20 protein-coding genes are annotated in these 16,445 nt (G+C 40.8%); 10 read left to right on the top strand and 10 right to left on the bottom strand.

From position 1 onward, the window contains the following. Window positions 1-224 precede the first annotated feature (224 nt). Window positions 225-1,217, bottom strand: coding sequence for a lipoate--protein ligase (gene lplA, locus E2626_RS14790; RefSeq protein WP_134382563.1), 993 nt, complete (start codon window positions 1,215-1,217; stop codon window positions 225-227). Next, complete coding sequence (locus E2626_RS14785) at window positions 1,201-1,965, bottom strand: MBL fold metallo-hydrolase (protein WP_134382562.1); 765 nt, start codon at window positions 1,963-1,965, stop codon at window positions 1,201-1,203. The genes lplA and E2626_RS14785 overlap by 17 nt, the downstream gene beginning before the upstream one ends. Before the next feature lie 174 nt (window positions 1,966-2,139). Here E2626_RS14785 and yhfH point away from each other — a divergent pair, with 174 nt between their 5' ends. Beyond that, window positions 2,140-2,268: a protein YhfH gene (yhfH, locus tag E2626_RS14780; RefSeq protein WP_082029158.1), complete on the top strand. Its 129-nt coding sequence runs from the start codon at window positions 2,140-2,142 to the stop codon at window positions 2,266-2,268. A gap of 32 nt (window positions 2,269-2,300) precedes the next feature. Here the strand turns inward: yhfH and hemY are convergent, their stop codons facing one another. From hemY to hemE, 3 genes are all read right to left on the bottom strand, one after another. Then, window positions 2,301-3,716 carry a protoporphyrinogen oxidase gene (gene hemY, locus E2626_RS14775; protein WP_424955139.1) on the bottom strand — a complete coding sequence of 472 codons (1,416 nt, stop codon included), beginning with the start codon at window positions 3,714-3,716 and terminating at the stop codon, window positions 2,301-2,303. A 54-nt stretch (window positions 3,717-3,770) separates the two neighbouring features. Next, the gene (gene hemH, locus E2626_RS14770; protein WP_134382561.1) at window positions 3,771-4,700 is read right to left on the bottom strand and encodes a ferrochelatase; all 930 of its coding nucleotides are present in this window, start codon (window positions 4,698-4,700) and stop codon (window positions 3,771-3,773) included. 93 nt (window positions 4,701-4,793) lie between these two features. After that, on the bottom strand, window positions 4,794-5,825 hold the full coding sequence (gene hemE / locus E2626_RS14765) for a uroporphyrinogen decarboxylase (RefSeq protein ID WP_134382560.1): 1,032 nt from the start codon (window positions 5,823-5,825) through the stop codon (window positions 4,794-4,796). Window positions 5,826-6,106: 281 nt separating this feature from the next. Between hemE and E2626_RS14760 the strand changes: the two genes are divergently transcribed. Beyond that, window positions 6,107-6,619 carry an antibiotic biosynthesis monooxygenase family protein gene (locus E2626_RS14760; RefSeq protein WP_134382559.1) on the top strand — a complete coding sequence of 171 codons (513 nt, stop codon included), beginning with the start codon at window positions 6,107-6,109 and terminating at the stop codon, window positions 6,617-6,619. Window positions 6,620-6,668: 49 nt separating this feature from the next. Here the strand turns inward: E2626_RS14760 and E2626_RS14755 are convergent, their stop codons facing one another. Continuing rightward, window positions 6,669-7,277 (bottom strand): phosphatase PAP2 family protein, encoded by a 609-nt coding sequence (locus E2626_RS14755; protein ID WP_166786843.1) that lies wholly within the window; start codon window positions 7,275-7,277, stop codon window positions 6,669-6,671. A gap of 120 nt (window positions 7,278-7,397) precedes the next feature. Here E2626_RS14755 and E2626_RS14750 point away from each other — a divergent pair, with 120 nt between their 5' ends. Further along, complete coding sequence (locus tag E2626_RS14750; protein ID WP_134382557.1) at window positions 7,398-8,573, top strand: M20 family metallopeptidase; 1,176 nt, start codon at window positions 7,398-7,400, stop codon at window positions 8,571-8,573. 298 nt (window positions 8,574-8,871) lie between these two features. Here the strand turns inward: E2626_RS14750 and E2626_RS14745 are convergent, their stop codons facing one another. After that, window positions 8,872-10,095 (bottom strand): ABC transporter permease, encoded by a 1,224-nt coding sequence (locus E2626_RS14745; protein ID WP_134382556.1) that lies wholly within the window; start codon window positions 10,093-10,095, stop codon window positions 8,872-8,874. Beyond that, window positions 10,079-10,828, bottom strand: a complete 750-nt coding sequence (locus E2626_RS14740; protein ID WP_134382658.1) for an ABC transporter ATP-binding protein — start codon at window positions 10,826-10,828, stop codon at window positions 10,079-10,081. Before E2626_RS14740 ends, E2626_RS14745 begins: the two co-directional genes overlap by 17 nt. Before the next feature lie 162 nt (window positions 10,829-10,990). Between E2626_RS14740 and E2626_RS14735 the strand changes: the two genes are divergently transcribed. From E2626_RS14735 to E2626_RS14710, 6 genes are all read left to right on the top strand, one after another. After that, window positions 10,991-11,413 carry an HIT family protein gene (locus tag E2626_RS14735; RefSeq protein WP_134382555.1) on the top strand — a complete coding sequence of 141 codons (423 nt, stop codon included), beginning with the start codon at window positions 10,991-10,993 and terminating at the stop codon, window positions 11,411-11,413. 100 nt (window positions 11,414-11,513) lie between these two features. Next, window positions 11,514-12,032, top strand: coding sequence for a tryptophan transporter (locus E2626_RS14730; RefSeq protein ID WP_134382554.1), 519 nt, complete (start codon window positions 11,514-11,516; stop codon window positions 12,030-12,032). 368 nt (window positions 12,033-12,400) lie between these two features. Next, a complete protein-coding gene (locus tag E2626_RS14725) occupies window positions 12,401-12,781 on the top strand; it encodes a YtxH domain-containing protein (protein ID WP_134382553.1) in 381 nt (126 codons plus the stop codon). A gap of 337 nt (window positions 12,782-13,118) precedes the next feature. Further along, entirely contained in the window at window positions 13,119-13,706 is a 588-nt protein-coding gene (locus E2626_RS14720; RefSeq protein WP_134382552.1) for an HTH-type transcriptional regulator Hpr, read from the top strand. Between the two features lie 181 nt (window positions 13,707-13,887). After that, complete coding sequence (locus E2626_RS14715; protein WP_134382551.1) at window positions 13,888-14,448, top strand: DUF3267 domain-containing protein; 561 nt, start codon at window positions 13,888-13,890, stop codon at window positions 14,446-14,448. 91 nt (window positions 14,449-14,539) lie between these two features. Further along, complete coding sequence (locus E2626_RS14710; RefSeq protein ID WP_134382550.1) at window positions 14,540-14,728, top strand: hypothetical protein; 189 nt, start codon at window positions 14,540-14,542, stop codon at window positions 14,726-14,728. A gap of 316 nt (window positions 14,729-15,044) precedes the next feature. On the opposite strand, the gene E2626_RS14705 is transcribed toward E2626_RS14710, so the two are convergent. Both E2626_RS14705 and E2626_RS14700 read right to left on the bottom strand, forming a co-directional pair. After that, complete coding sequence (locus E2626_RS14705) at window positions 15,045-15,140, bottom strand: YjcZ family sporulation protein (RefSeq protein WP_134382549.1); 96 nt, start codon at window positions 15,138-15,140, stop codon at window positions 15,045-15,047. Window positions 15,141-15,170: 30 nt separating this feature from the next. Then, window positions 15,171-15,254, bottom strand: coding sequence for a YjcZ family sporulation protein (locus tag E2626_RS14700; protein WP_134382656.1), 84 nt, complete (start codon window positions 15,252-15,254; stop codon window positions 15,171-15,173). 177 nt (window positions 15,255-15,431) lie between these two features. Here E2626_RS14700 and E2626_RS14695 point away from each other — a divergent pair, with 177 nt between their 5' ends. Further along, complete coding sequence (locus E2626_RS14695) at window positions 15,432-16,346, top strand: peptidylprolyl isomerase (RefSeq protein WP_134382548.1); 915 nt, start codon at window positions 15,432-15,434, stop codon at window positions 16,344-16,346. Window positions 16,347-16,445 lie beyond the last annotated feature (99 nt).

The raw sequence follows: 16,445 nt of genomic DNA, 5'->3' as shown, positions 1-16,445 counted from the left end.
TTCATGGTTGAAAATAATTGGTTCATCCCTCAGGCTAATTGCATCATCCCCGGTCATAATTAAACATCCCGAATGTATGAGCCTGATAATTGGTTGATCTCTTCTCTTAATTGTTTCACCTCCAGCATTAATTGAATCACCTGCCTGTCAGACAAATTAATACCAAGAATGTTACCAAATAAAAAAACTGAGACAAGCAGTGTTGTCCCAGCCATCTCATTCTATTAATATAAAAGATCAATAAACTCTTCACGATCCACATTACCAAAATAATGCTTCAGGTCCACACCTTCAAGTGCTTTATCGATCTCAGCCCTCTCATATCGCGTGCCAACAATCTTTTCTTCAATTTCACTTACATCACCTACACCGAAAAAGTCACCGTAGATTTTGCAGTTTTCAATGCTGCCTTTTTCCACATCCAGGCGAACATCGATGCTGCCAGCAGGGAATCGGTGTGAATGCTGCAGGTTAAATTTCGGTGACTTACCAAAATTCCATTCCCACTGCTGATAGCGCTGTTCAGACAGTTTATGAATCTTATTCCAATCGTCTTCAGTAAGAACATATTCTTTAATCTCTTCTTCACTTCCAAAAATGTGGCGAAGAATCAGCTGTTTAAACTCTTCAATCGTTACCTTTTCTTCTAAAAATTCAGAGATGTTTGCTACGCGGCTTCTGATTGATTTGATTCCTTTAGATTCAATTTTATCTTTTCTTACTTTCAAAGAAGATACGACATGATCAATTTCAGAATCAAACATCAGCGTGCCGTGACTGAACATTCTGCCCTTAGTAGAGAACTGAGCGTTACCTGAAATTTTTCTTTCTCCTACTAGAAGGTCGTTTCTCCCTTTTAGTTCAGCTGGTACACCGATCTGTTTCAGCGCATCCACAACTGGCTCAGTGAACTTCTTGAAGTTGTGAAAACTTTCTCCGTCATCTTTAGTAAGAAAGCTGAAGTTCAAGTTTCCAAGATCATGATACACAGCTCCTCCGCCAGAAAGACGACGGACAATCTGAATATTATTTTTTTCAACGTAATCAGTATTGATTTCTTCAATTGTATTCTGGTTTTTTCCAATGATAATTGATGGTTTATTAATATAGAACAGCAAGTAAGACTCTTCTTCTACATTCAGGTTTTTCAGCGCATATTCTTCAATTGCCAGATTAATTTTTGGATCCGTAATACCTTTATTATCGATAAATAACATTTGATTTTCCTCCTTGATATGTAATCGTTAATCCTGATGAAGCAAGCAGCGTTTCACCGTTAAAAACTTCCTTCGCTTCTCCGAGCAGCTGATTCAAATCCCCGAAATGCGGAAGGTGGCTCAGCATTAGCGTTTTTACTTTCGCCTGGTCAGCAATATGCGCAGCTTCTGTACTGGTCATATGTCCTGCAGACGCTGCATCCATACCTTTATAAAAGTTGGATTCCGCTATAAGCAGGTCGGCATTCTCAGCAAATGAAATAAATTCATCCTGATAGGCCGAGTCAGCTGTAAATACCATTGTCCCGGATTCGCTCTCGATACGTACAGCATAACATGGGACCGGATGGATTGTTTTTAGAAAAGTAATCGAAAATGGGCCTGCCTTCAACGTCTGATCAGGGTGGTAAGGCTCACTGCTCATTAAATTTTTATATTGAAGAGAATCAAACCCTGACTGATCTTCAGTATGACCGTATGCTTTTACATGAAAATCTTTTTCCTGTAAAAAATGCTGAATTAATAACGCATGGTGTAAGACACCAATATCTGCTGTATGATCTGCATGATAGTGAGTGATGAGCATTGCATCCAGTTCCTCAGGCGATATGTAGCGCTGAAGCTGTGCTAGTACACCGCTGCCACAATCAAGTAACAGCTTAAAACTATCTTCTTCTATTAAATAACCGGTACTCGCTTCTCCTTTTCCGGGATAGCCTCCCCAAAAACCTACTGTCGTTATCTGCATGCCAAATGCCTCCTCTGTACACGTTTTCACCATTTAACTATACTTCAAATAAATTTTCTTTTCACTTATCTTCTTTTTTTCAGAATATTCCTTGACTTTAATCACTCTGTTATAATACAATACATATAACAAGTAATTAGTACTATAACAAAACACAAAGAGAGGCTGATGAATATGCTTGAAAACGTAATGGAATTTTTCAGAAACCTGCCGCCAAAGAAATGTGCATCTTGTGGAGAACATATGGAAGAGCAAGCTGAAGCTTACACAACTGTATGCAGCAAATGTGCAGGAACTCAATGATCTAATGAAAAAAAGCGCCGAGGGCGCTTTTTTTATTGTGTGATAAAGTTAAGTGCTTTATAAGCAGCTGCTTCCCCCTGGTCAATACAGTCAGGCAGTCCAATCCCATCATATGAAGCGCCGGCAAGGTATACCCCCGGGAAACTTTTTTCAAGCTCAGCTCTTACATTCGCCATTCTTTCTCTGTGGCCAACTGTATACTGAGGCATTGATTTTTTCCACCGCGTTACGATTGTGAAGGCAGGCTTGCTCTTAACCTTGATAATTTTATTCAGATCATCGAGCACAATTCTTTCAATCTGATCATCAGACAAATCGACGACCGTTTCATCTCCGGCACGCCCTACATAACATCTCAGGAGTACTTTTCCATCCGGTACAGTATGCGGCCATTTATTATGCGTCCATGTACATGCTGTGATTGTATAATCACTGTTTCTCGATACGACGAAACCTGTTCCATCAAGAATATCCTCGACTTCTTCCTTATTAAAAGCCATTGCCACTGTCGCTACTGATGTGGCAGGAATATCTTCTATTTCATTAAGAAGTTCAGTCTCTGAAAAAACGGAGCCGGCTGTAAAATGTGGAACTGTGAAAATAACACTGTCTGCTTCGATTACTGCCCCACTATTCAAAGATAGCCGATACCGCTCACCTCTGCGAATTGATTCAACTCTCGTACCTTTTACAATCTCGCAGTCTCCTAGCATCGTTTCGAGCTGGTCAACAAGTGATTCAAGTCCTGTAGACAAAGTTAAAAACATGCTTTTCTTTTTGTCTCCGGGCTTTCTGTTTGCAGCAGGAGACGTTTTTTTCATTCCTGCAATCAGGCTTCTGTGCTCCTGCTCAAGTTTGCCATACTGTGGAAAAGTTGACTGGAGACTGATCTGGTCGATATCACCGGCATAAATACCTGAAAGCAGCGGCTCAATCAGGTTCTCCACGACCTCATTCCCAAGTCTTCTTCTGAAGAATGTACCGAGTGATTGATCACGCTGATGGTCTGATTTTGGCAGGACAAAATCACCTGCTGCCCGCAGCTTACCTGTTAGTGAGATAAGATCCGTCACCATAAAAGGTTTAATTTGCGTTGGGATCCCCATAATGGCGCCGCCCGGCATAGGATGCAATTTATCATTTACTAAAATAAATGCCTGCCCGGTAGCATTCGGAACCAGTTTGTCCTCTAATCCTACATCTTTAATTAAGCGTCCCATACTGATCTTGCGCTCCAGGAATGAATCCGGACCACGCTCAATCACAAATCCGTCCTGAACAACAGTTTGAATCTTACCGCCAAGACGATGGTTCGCTTCTACAATTGTGATCTCTGCGTCCAACTGTTCATGATTAATTTTTTCCTGTGCTCGAAATGCAGCGGCAAGACCTGTAATCCCCCCGCCAACAATGACGATTTTTCGCTTTGACTGTGTCACAGTAACCATCACTTTCTGTAAACTGGATTTTCACATGAACCGTCCCTATAGGACAAGCATGAATTAACCTAAAGTCTTTAAGACCTTATCTGTCATTGCATCAATAAACAATGGCTGCGTGTTTGGCATTTCCGGACGGAAGTAATCTGCGCCGATTTCATCTGTTACCACTTTGCACTCGTAGTCATTGTCAAAAAGTACTTCAAGGTGATCAGATACAAACCCTACCGGTGTGTAGACAAAAGTTGTGTAACCGTGCTGCTCGTGAAGGTCTTTTGTTAAGTCCTGAACGTCAGGTCCGATCCATGGATCAGGTGTGTTTCCTTCACTCTGCCATCCGATTTCATAATGCTCCACGCCTGCCTGTTTGGCAATCATATCTGCCGTTTCTTTCAATTGATCAGGATACGGATCTCCGCCAGCCAGGATCTTTTCCGGAAGGCTGTGCGCAGACACTATCAGAACTGCTTTATTTCTCTGTTCTTCAGTCATACTGCTGAAAGTCTCCTGTACTTTTTCAGACCAGTATTGAATAAATTTCGGCTCATCGTACCAGCTTTCAATTGATGTAATAGATGGTCCGCCAATCTCTTCTGCACGGTCTTTTGCACGTTTGTTGTATGATTTCACGCTATAAGATGAGAAATGTGGTGCCAGTACGATTGAAACAGCTTCTTCAATTCCGTCTTTTTTCATCTCATCTACAGCGTCTTCCACGAATGGTTCGATGTGTTTCAAGCCAAGATACATCACAAATTCAATATCATCCTGTACTTCATTCAGACGTGAAGTCAGTGCGTTTGCCTGTTCTTCAGTTATACGGGCAAGCGGGGAAATGCCACCGATTGCTTTGTAACGGTCTCTTAAATCTTCAAGTAATTCCTCAGACGGCTTTCTTCCACGGCGGATATGCGTATAATACCGTTCCAAATCGTCTTCAGAATATGGAGTTCCATAAGCCATTACGAGCAGGCCCATTTTTTTCTTTGACATGTCAATTCCACCTCATTAGCAATTTTTGTGCTTCTCTATCATGTTTTAGCAAAAAAGAACATCGTGCTGCCATTTATCTGCTTTATAAATGTGTTATCGCGCAGAGTATTGCTGAACGAATGCCGTTAGTCTTTTAAGGGTTTCAGGCTGTACTTCAGGAAATACACCGTGACCAAGGTTGAAAATATGACCCGGGTGCTTCATCCCTGCATCGAGGATCGGTTTAACATGTTTTTCGATGATGTCCCAGTCACATAGCAATAGAGAAGGATCAAGGTTACCCTGTACTGTTTTTGTCACGCCGTTGGCACGTGCTTCTTCAATTGAACATCTCCAGTCAAGACCTACAACATCAAGCGGCAGATCATTCCAGTCTTTAACAAGATGTGCTGCACCTACACCGTGCATAATTAATGGGATGTTCAGTTCTTTTAATGCAGCAAAAATCTTTTCCATATGAGGTTTGATATATGTGCGGTAATCCTCAACATTAAGTGTTCCAACCCATGAATCAAACAGCTGGATTGTGCCCGCTCCTGCCTTAACCTGAGCGGTTGTATAGCGAATCGTCATAACTGCAAGCTTGTCCATTAATGCATGCCAGGCAACGGGTTCCTGATACATAAATGCTTTCGTTTTGTGATAGTTTTTTGATGGACCGCCTTCAATCATGTAACTTGCCAATGTAAACGGTGCACCACCAAAACCGATCAATGGTACATTCAACTGTTCAGTCGTCAGTAATTTAATCGTATCAAGTACATAAGGAATGTCCTGTTCAGGCTCAATCATTCCAAGCTTTTCTATATCTTTTACCGAACGGATCGGGTTATCAATCACCGGACCGATGCCTGATTTAATTTCAACGTCCACACCGATTGCAGGTAATGGCGTCATAATATCTTTATAAAGGACAGCTGCATCCACCCCGTAATTTTCTACCGGGAGCCTTGTCACATATGCACACAATTCCGGCTGATGCGTAATTTCAAACAATGAATATTTTTCTTTAATTGCGCGGTATTCAGGCTGGGAACGGCCCGCCTGCCTCATATACCAGACAGGTGTATGTGACACTTCCTGCCCTCTTGCTGCACGTAAAAACGTATCGTTAAATGCACTCATAATGAGTCTGTTCCACCTTTCAAATATGCTGTTTCAAATGCAGGGTCCTATATACTAAAACCCGCCGTATTTCTTCGATCATTCAGTTCGATTTTAACTATAGACCTTTTCCTTTTAAGTGTATACCAGACGCAGGTAAATGTCATAAATTCTCCTCTTTTCATATGATAGAAAAGCGCTTGCAGTGGTTAAGAGTACTTAAAAAGGGTATAAATATAATTGTAGCCCAGGCTGATCATAATGATATTTGAATTGACGAGTAACTTTAAGGAGGAATTGTGATGAAAAAGATTTATATGACTTTTGGGACACCGGACTTTTTACATAAGTTCCAGGAGGAAAATCCGAATGACACACTGATTCAAATGCAGGGTGAAGACACAGCGCTGCTGATTCATGAAACTGAAAGCGAAACGCTTTTTAATGAACCGAGAAAGTATGAAGTGTTTGATGAGTCAGGTCAACTGACTGAAAACGGCTTTTTCGTATTTAATAACATCCCTGTATCTGATGAAGGCAGACCGGTTTTTGAACACCGCTTCAAAAACCGCGCAGGTCTGATTGAGGAAGAACCCGGATTTATGGCGATCCGCGTACTGAGACCAGTTAATTCTGATACTTACGTCGTGCTTACGCAGTGGACTGACGAAGACTCTTTTAAAGAGTGGCAGAACTCTCAGTCTTACAATAAAGCTCACGAAAAACGCGGCACTTCTGAAGGAATTGACCATCAGAAAACAATGTTCCCGCGTTCATCATTTGTGACGAAATACGTTGGGCATACTGAACAGTAAAATGAATATAAAAACGGAGGTCTTCGAAATGAAGCCTCCGTTTTTATATTCATTCATTTATATGAGAAGAAATACGCCGTTTCATTAAATATTCGTATACAAGGAGACAGACAATGGCGTAGGTGTAACCAAGAAGCCATCCGCCAATGACGTCAGTAAAATAATGTGCTTCTTCAGGGAGTCTGCTGAGGCCGGCCAGCACTGAGATTAATATGCCAACTGCAAACATTAACGCCTGACCTGCTGCATCTCCAGATTTTTCTGTGATCAGATAGATCAGAACAACCGCTGCAATGATCGTGACCATTGCGTGGCCACTGGGAAAACTAAAACCATCTTCCTGGCTGCCGGGCCGCGGTCGTTCAATCAGCGTTTGCATAAATTTATTCAAATAATTCCCGCCTCCGACAGCAAATAAAACGATCAGCATGCCGAGATAATGGTTGCGTCTGAACCACAAATAAAGGACAGCCGCTATACTGATGATCGCAAGAAACCATTCTTCTCCCAGAAATCTGAAAAACAATAAAAAGTCCAATCCACCAAAAAACTCAAAACCGAATTGATCAATGTCAAACAAGCCATTATCAAAATTAGCTATCATCAAAACCGCCGCTGCAAAAGTAACTGCTGCGAGTGGGTAAAACCATTTCTTCAAGATCATCCCCTCCTCCCTGCTTTCATTATAAAGCAAGAACTGATTAGTCAAAAGAGTGAAAAAATTTAACCCGCGTGGTATACTGATTCATCAGAAACAGCCATTGAAAGGAGAATACATATGAATGAAAAGCTTTTTTCCATATTAGATTCATATTACGATGACATGGTCGCATTACGTCGCCATCTCCATCAGAACCCGGAGCTGTCATTTGAAGAAAAAGAAACGCCTGCACTTATTGAGGCATTTTATAAAGAACTTGGTATTGAAGTCAAAACCGGTGTCGGAGGCAATGGCGTAACTGCTGTAATTAAAGGTGGAAAACCCGGGAAAACAGTAGCATTAAGAGCTGATTTCGATGCTTTGCCCATCCAGGATGAAAAAGACGTTCCTTATAAATCTACCATTCCAAATAAAATGCATGCATGCGGACATGACGGTCACACGTCAACTCTACTGCACCTTGCAAAAGCACTTCACACAATAAAAGACGAACTCCATGGAACATTTGTCATGATTCATCAGCATGCCGAGGAGTATGCGCCAGGTGGTGCCATTGAGATGATAGAAGCGGGATGCCTTGAAGGAGTCGACGCCGTTTTCGGTACGCACTTATGGGCAACTGAAGAAACCGGGAAAATTCAGTATAGAACAGGACCGTTTATGGCAGCAGCGGATCGTTTTGAAATCAACATTCAGGGTGCAGGCGGTCATGGAGCGCAGCCTCATAAAACAAAAGATGCTCTCTTAGCCGGTTCACAGCTGGTCACATCCCTTCAGCAGGTTGTTGCGCGACGCGTTAATCCGGTTGAATCGGCTGTTGTGACGGTTGCTTCATTTATAGCAGAGAACGCATTTAATGTGATTGCAGATTCCGCAAAATTAATTGGTACGGCCAGAACATTTGCACCTGAAGTACGCGATCTCGTTGAAAAAGAAATCGGACGCGTCACAGAAGGTACATGCCTGTCAGCGGACTGCACGTATGAATATAACTATTTCAGAGGTTATCCTGCTGTAGTGAACCACGCGAAAGAAACAGACTACCTTGTAAAACAGGCTGCACAAATTCCTGGTGTGACCATCGAGGAAAGCGAGATGCAAATGGGCGGAGAGGACTTCGCTTATTACCTTGAGCACCGTCCCGGTACATTCTTTTTTACTGGTGCTAAGCCTGAAGGTGTAGATAACCCTTATCCACATCACCATCCTAAATTTGATATTAACGAAAAAGCCATGCTGATCGCAGCGAAAACGCTTGGAAGTGCAGCGATTAACTACCATGAAGAAGCATGATTAAAATAATTTAGAACAAGGACAATGTAGAAATATCTATCATAAAAAAATCCGTTGATTACTCCTAGTTAAAAGGATCAACGGATTTTTTCATGTTTATAGACACAAATTTTTTATACACTCCAGTTAAAATCGAATGCTCATTTCATTAAACCAGCTGTCCCTTGAAGTGAGGAGCGGAGACGCCTACGAAAAAACGATGGAGAAAGACCCGGGCAGCTTTTTTCTGCCCTTGCCTGAACGTTCGTCCGCGAAAAACACAGCCTGCATGGTAAGGGTCAGCTTTCTTAAGTTCAAATTACTTAATATGATGTTTTTTTATCTGTGCAGGCACGTAAAGTGAAACGAACGCGATAACAAAAGCGATTGATGCTGCAGCTGTCAATCCTGCTCCATACAAATCAAGTTTCACCAGATTAATAACTGTAAACACAGCTCCCTGAACGATCAATATTTTAGTTAACAGCTTTTTAAATGACTGATGACGATAACCTGACTGAATAGGATATAAGTCCGGCCAGATTTTAAGCTCGTGCTTCTTTAATAGCGGAATCAGCTGAAAACCCGTCAGGTAAAGGAATAACAATGCTGTGATCACTTTCAGCCACAGATTATCCGCTCCGCCTATAATGACTCCCGATATGACTGTAAGTCTGACCCATAAGCCAAAATATTCATCAGAACGCAAAAACGTTCTCGTATACAGATAGCTGTATGTATTTTCAGGATTCAGGTCCGGCGTTTTCAAAAATGGATCCATCCACTTTCTGCGTTTAGCCTGTCCTTTTAAATGCGGAACGTCTGTAAACATATTCGCAAATCGGTAAAAGCGGTGAAGTCTTGCATTTTCAAGATCAATGAGCAGCTCCCACTTTAACGATTTCTCTTTTGTTATTCGTATGAATGCAGCCATATACCCTGCCAGAATCAGTCCGATGACAATCGGCAGCCACACTAGCACATCAGCAAATACACTCCACAGAAACAGGATATTTAACAGCAATCTGATACCCAGATCAATGTAATGATTGAACGGCTCCTGATATTTTAAAATCACCCACCTCATGATCAGGTTCCATACTTTTAAAGCGAGTACAATGCCTAACAACCAGAAGAAGCCAGTGAATGCAGCGCCTGTAGTCTGTGCGTATAAAGGCATAGCTGCAGCAAGTAATACTAAGACGATATATGACTGGAATAGAAAGCTGGAAACCAGTGCATTCGTAAAGTATCTTTTCATCTGTCCTTCGAGAGGTGTCAAATATACTTTATCAGGCTCTTGTAAGTAGGTATAAACCGGACTCATTGTGACGGCGAGTCCCAAAACTGCAGCGATTAAAATGGCTGCAGGAAAAGTTTCATCCAGCGTTCTGATCCAGTTACTATAAACATATCCCCCACCGCCAACAGCAAAGATCAGTACAAACATCAGATGTCCATTAAAAATATAGCGCATATACTTCTGAAGCTCTTTTTGATATTCAGACAGCCTGGATACCCAAAGGTTATGAATGTTTTTCATTAGTCTCTTCCTTTGTCAGCTGAATATAAATATCATCAAGTGTTGCGCCAGGCATAGTAAATTCTTCTCTGAGTGTTTCGAGTGATCCCTGTGCTCTGATCTGTCCTTCGTGGAGAATGATAAATGAATCACAGTAACGCTCAGCTGTCGCCAGAATATGCGTTGACATCAGAATACCTGCACCACCTGATTTCATTTCTTCCATTAAATCGAGTAGCGATTGAATGGCCAGCGGATCCAATCCAACAAACGGCTCGTCAATAATATACAGGCTCGGATTAATCAAAAACGCGCACATAATCATTACCTTTTGCTTCATCCCTTTAGAAAAATGTGCAGGAAACCATTTCAGCTTTCCTTCCATCCGAAATTTCTTTAATAGTTCCGGAACGCGCTGCTCGTACTCCTTTTCCGCAATACCATAAGCCATTGCGGTCAATTTTAAATGCTCTTCAAGTGTTAATTCATCGTAAAGAATTGGTGCCTCCGGTATATAGGAAAACTGCTTTCTGTATTCATCTGCATTCTGTTTGAGCTGCATGCCATTAATCGCCACAGTTCCTTTGTGTGGCTCCATCAGGCCAATAATATGTTTGATGGTGGTACTCTTACCTGCTCCGTTCAGTCCAATTAACCCAACGATTTTACCGGGCTCCATTTCCAGGCTGATATCTTCTAACACCGGACGTCTCGTATAGCCTCCGGTCAAATCCCTGATTTCTAATAGTGACATCTTTTTCTCCCTTTCATCTTCGTGGATATTTGCATCATGTACGGTGGTTTTTGAATTCCGCATGATCAATCTCTTATTAACTATATAATGACAGCATTGTAGCATAATAAACGACTCACTATGGTAGAATAAACTTAATTTAATTCAGAAAGGATGAAGAATATGAGTGACTGCATTTTTTGTAAGATCATTAATGGTGAAATTCCTTCAGCAAAAGTCTATGAGGATGAACATGTCTTTGCTTTTCTTGATATCAGTCAGGTAACAAAAGGACATACACTGGTGATTCCTAAAACACATAAAAAAGACCTTCATGAATTGACGCCTGAAATTGCAGCAAATCTGTTTTCTGTTGTACCTAAGATTGCCAATGCAATGAAAGATACCTATAACCTTAAAGGTGTAAATCTGCTTAATAATAACGGTGAATTTGCTGGTCAGAGTGTCTTCCATTATCACCTTCATATCCTTCCGCGTCATGGCGATGAAGACGGCTTCAAGCCTGTCTGGGAAGTACATACCGATGACTATTCAAACGAACAGCGCAGTGAGATGGCTGCTGCAATTGCAGCAAAAATTAATTAGTAGGAAATATGTTTTAAGCGTGCTATAATAAGTCTAATTTTCGCTGGCAGTCATGAGGACATGTCAGGAAAAAATTAGTTTAGCTTAGGAGAGATGAGTTATGAACACGAGAACACTCGTAGCATTAGCACTTTTTGCAGGGATGGGTACAGCATTACACTTATTAATTCCGGGGGCACTGACAATGAAGCCTGATATGTCATTATTAATGATGTTTCTTGGTATTCTATTATTTCCCGGTTTTAAAAATGCTTTACTGATCGGCCTTGCTACAGGTATTTTATCAGGTCTTACTACAACATTTCCAGGCGGTTTTCTGCCGAATGTGATTGATAAGCCAATTACAGCACTTGCCTTTTACGGGATCATTCTTCTTGCAGGAAAGTTTGCAGTTAAGCCTGCCGGCGCTGGAATACTCGCAGCAGTTGGCACACTGATTTCAGGAACCATTTTCCTCGGATCAGCCGCAATTCTTGTTGGGCTTCCTGGTCCAATTATGGCACTTGCACTTTCTGCAGTTGTTCCTGCAATTGTTGTAAATGGTGTATTAATGGCTGTTATGTACCCTGTGGCACAGGCAATCATGAGACGGTCAAGTCTGATCGAATCAGCTGCCTGAACCTGTAAAAGCTGTTCCCTTAAATGAGGGGCAGCTTTTTTCATGTAACCATGAGCCCTAGTCTTTATATTTTAATAAACGCTGATGCATGTTTATATCCAGAGTAAATAGGTTAAAATGAAGAGTAGGATTATAATTCCACCGCTGACCAATACTCTCCTGACTTTCCTTCTTTTTGGGGGATACAGGGTACGTTTAATTGAATCTGACAGGAATTTTATAAACAGTATACAAAAAGACAGCGTACATACGATTAAAATCACTTTCAATGTCAGCATAAAATGAATCCTCCTGTCGGGAATACTTTGGACAGTTTATGAATTACTTTATACAATAAGAATACAAATACAAAAAGGGATGTGGTTGGGATGAATTTCAAACAATTTTCACTTGGCTTAGCTGTGGGACTGGTTACCGGAGCAGCGGCTTCACTCATAACGGCTCCGCAATCCGGGGAAGAACTGCGGGGAACAATCAGAAACACAAAAGATAATTGGCGTGAACATATGCTGGAACTCCAAATGAACCTTCAAATCGTCAAAGAGTCTATTGCTGATGCTTCAAAAGAAAGCAAAGAATCTCTTCGCGTTGTTGCCGCCGAACTAAAAGAATCCATTCAGGCATGGAAGCGTGAAGCAGATCCTGCAATTAATAATCTTCAGGAAGAGCTTTCAGCAATACAGGCGACAATGGAAGAACTGGAGAAAACAATTAACCAGGATAGCAAAGAACCTGAGCATACTTCTTAAAAAAACAGCCCGCGGGCTGTTTTTTTCGCTTCATCATACTTCTGCTTGCAGTTAGCGAGACATTCGATCAACAGCATAGCTCTACCTCCTCTTTACAAAAATCTTCACAATCTAATCTTCAGTCAACCATCTCTCAAACTCTTTGGAAATAACATACCAATTACATGTTAAATATTTTTAAACAGCCTGAAAGCCAGCTCATGACCGGCTAAGCTTGTTTTATTAGAAAATTTAATTTATTCACACCTTTTTTTATTTTTACTTTATTGCTATAATGTTTGAAACTGAACTAATATTCTTATTACTCTAATATCTTTTATGAAAGAAGGTGTACAGCATGGATGAGAAATTATACTCGATGAAAGAGGCGATGATATTCAGCCAGCGTATGGCACAGCTGAGTAAAGCATTGTGGAAAGCAATTGAAAAGGACTGGCAGAATTGGATCAAACCGTATGACCTGAATATTAATGAACATCATATTCTGTGGATTGCTTACCATCTCAAAGGTGCTTCAATTTCTGATGTAGCAAAGTTCGGTGTAATGCATGTTTCGACTGCCTTCAACTTTTCAAAAAAGCTTGAAGAAAGAGGTTATCTTGAATTCTCAAAACGTGAGAATGATAAGAGAAACACTTACATCAAATTGACTGAAAAAGGTGACGATCTTCTTCTTGAACTGATGGAAAATTATTCACCCGAAACGCATTCAGTTTTTCAGGGGGCTTCCCCACTCAGAGAAATCTATGGTAAGTTTCCTGAAATGATGGATGTTATGGCCATTGTTAAAAATATTTATGGTGATGATTTCATGAAAATTTTCGAAACATCATTCAATAATATAGAAAACGAATTTTCAGAGGTTGAAGGAAAAGTTAAAAAAAGCAGAACCGCAGACCCCGTCAAACAGATTGCTTCTCCTTGATCTCCAGCGCTCAATCCTGTAAGGAAAAAGGATTTTCCATCCCTTTTTCCTTACAGGATTTTGTTTTGCTAAAGAAATTATTAATTTTTGCATTTACCTATTGCAACTTCCTGCATATGAGAGTAAAGTATCTCACGTGTTGTACTTTTAAAAAATATCGTCACGAACGGAGGCGATCATGTTGCATTGCTGGAAATCAATCAATGTAAAAAAACAGTATGGCTTTTACCGGATCTTTTTTCTTTCTGCAATTTTAGTCCTGACTGTTTTTTCATTTTTACATGTGAGTATACAATTAATTTCCGAACAACCAATGTATGATCAATATTTCCTTTGGTTTACCATCGGATTTCTATTAATATATCCGCTTCACAAAGTGTTTCATACACTTCCGCTAGCGGGATTTTTAAGTTTAATCCAGTTGAAAACCAGATTTCAATTTTTCTGCGTACCAATCATGTCTGTCAGAGTGAATAAACCAATTCCGAAATTGTTTTTCATTCTTGCTCTCGTATCACCATTTTTGTTTTTAAATGGGATTCTTTTTTATGGCGCAACTCTATTTCAGGGATATGCGCACTATTTTACAATTTTAATTGCTTATCACTCAGGCATTTGTCTAGTTGACTTTCTTTATGCGCGTTCTCTGTTTAAATCACCTAAAGGCGCATTCATTGAAGAGGATGACGATGGGTATGAAATCCTGATTCCAGTCAAAGAAACCCAGTATCCAGGGATCTAGCATTACGTATATCAGACATCATTGACAGCTAACTCTGTTAATTATGTCTGATTTTTGTTATTGTATTACTTAGAGACGAGGAGGGGGAAACATGGTTTCCGTAATTGGACTATTTATCGCATTTACTGTATTTATTATTTACGCCATTAATCGAATGACTAATAAACTTTGTGTGCAGAAGGAAATTCCGAATGAGCGACAGCCAAAAGTCTTCCGTACAATTAATATTCTGATTTTGATTTTACTTCTGTCTTCTTACGTGGAGATTTTATACGCGTAAAGATTATGAAAATATGTAAACTGATAAAGGTGCCCTCTTGCCGGCATCTTTTTTTGTTGACAAAAAAGAGAGGCTTCCGCCTCTCTCTTTTCTGTTCACAAGCCCCTAAGCGCTCGCCTGCGCTTTTCTTTTGTCCAGTTCCAGGCGCTAGCTCCTTACACTTTTCTTCTTGTCCAGCTACTGCAAGCAGGAGCTAGTGCGCTTCCCTCAGCTCATTTCGATAAGTCATCATCGGCTCACTACGTTCACCGTGATTCCTTTATCTTAATCGCTTCAGTCCATCACATACGCTCCTAAACGCTTGCCTCCGCTTTTCTTAGAACCAGGCGCTTCCGATGATGATTAGGAGGATGAATAGTACAACTAATAGAGCGAATCCTCCGTTGTATCCTTTATCGTGTCCGTGAGACATGAATGTTGCCCCCTTTCTTTTAATTTCTGTTTATAACCAGGCTGCTCCAACAATAACAAGGAGGATAAACAGGACTACGATTAACGCAAATCCTCCGCCTTTTCCATGTGACATGGAGACCCCTCCTTTCTTATGTATGGTATTCATTTGCTTACTGAAATGGATGGGCAGGACACATATCTTTTTTAAAAATGGAATGATTGTGAAAACAATACAATGGATTGGGGAAATATGTTATAGTATGCAGTGGAGATTTTCACACCAAAGAGAGATTGTTAGGAGAGAAAACACATGAAAAAGTGGATTGCAGCAGTTTCATTAACACTAAGCGTATCTGCGCTGGCAGCATGCAGTGATGAAGAGGCAAGTGAAGTAGTAGTCTCAACAAATGCCGGAGACATTACAAAAGAAGAACTATATGAGGAAATGAAGACAACCGTTGGAGAACAGGCACTTCAAATGATGGTGTTGGAACAGATTCTTCAGGATAAATATTCAGTTTCTGAAGAAGAAGTGGACGCTGAGCTTGAAGCGATGAAGGAACAGTACGGTGGCCAGGAACAGTTTGATATGATTCTGTCTCAGCAGGGTTATACTGAAGAGACTTTCCGTGACACGATTAAATTAAATCGTTTGCAGGAGAAAGCTTTAATTGAAGACGTTGAAGTAACCGACGAAGAAGTTCAGCAGAAATATGATCAAATGCAAAAAGAAGTGAATGCAAGACACATACTTGTTCAAGATGAGGAAACTGCACTTGAAGTAAAACAACAGCTGGAAGATGGTGCTGATTTTGCTGAACTGGCTAAGGAATATTCTACTGAGCCAGCTGCACAGGAAACAGGTGGCGAATTAGGATTTTTCAGCGCTGGAGAAATGGATCCTGCATTTGAAGAAGCAGCATTCAGTCTTGAGCCAAACGTGATCAGTGAGCCAATTGAATCAAGTTTCGGCTGGCATATTATTGAAGTAACCGAAACACGTGAAGCAGAAATCGCCGGCTTTGATGAAATGAAAGATGAGATTGAGCATGATTTGAAACTTGCTAAAGCAGACCAGACACAGGCAAGTGCAATGATTCAGGATCTTATGAAAGAAGCGGACATTGATATTAAAGATGAAGATCTTTCATCAACCTTTGAAGCTTTTCTTTCACAGCCTGAAGAACAACCGGCAGCTGAAGAAAGCGAAGACACAGAATCTTAATGATTAAAATTAAAGCGGGAGGCACATGTACATGTGCCTCCCGCCAGGTTGTTGAATTTCATAAGCCGTGCCGGATCATTCCTTCGCTTTCCGCGGACG

The organism is Jeotgalibacillus salarius (genome assembly GCF_004405125.1).
In the GTDB taxonomy this organism is placed as follows: domain Bacteria; phylum Bacillota; class Bacilli; order Bacillales; family Jeotgalibacillaceae; genus Jeotgalibacillus; species Jeotgalibacillus salarius.
This window is presented reverse-complemented; position numbering and strand designations above follow the sequence as displayed.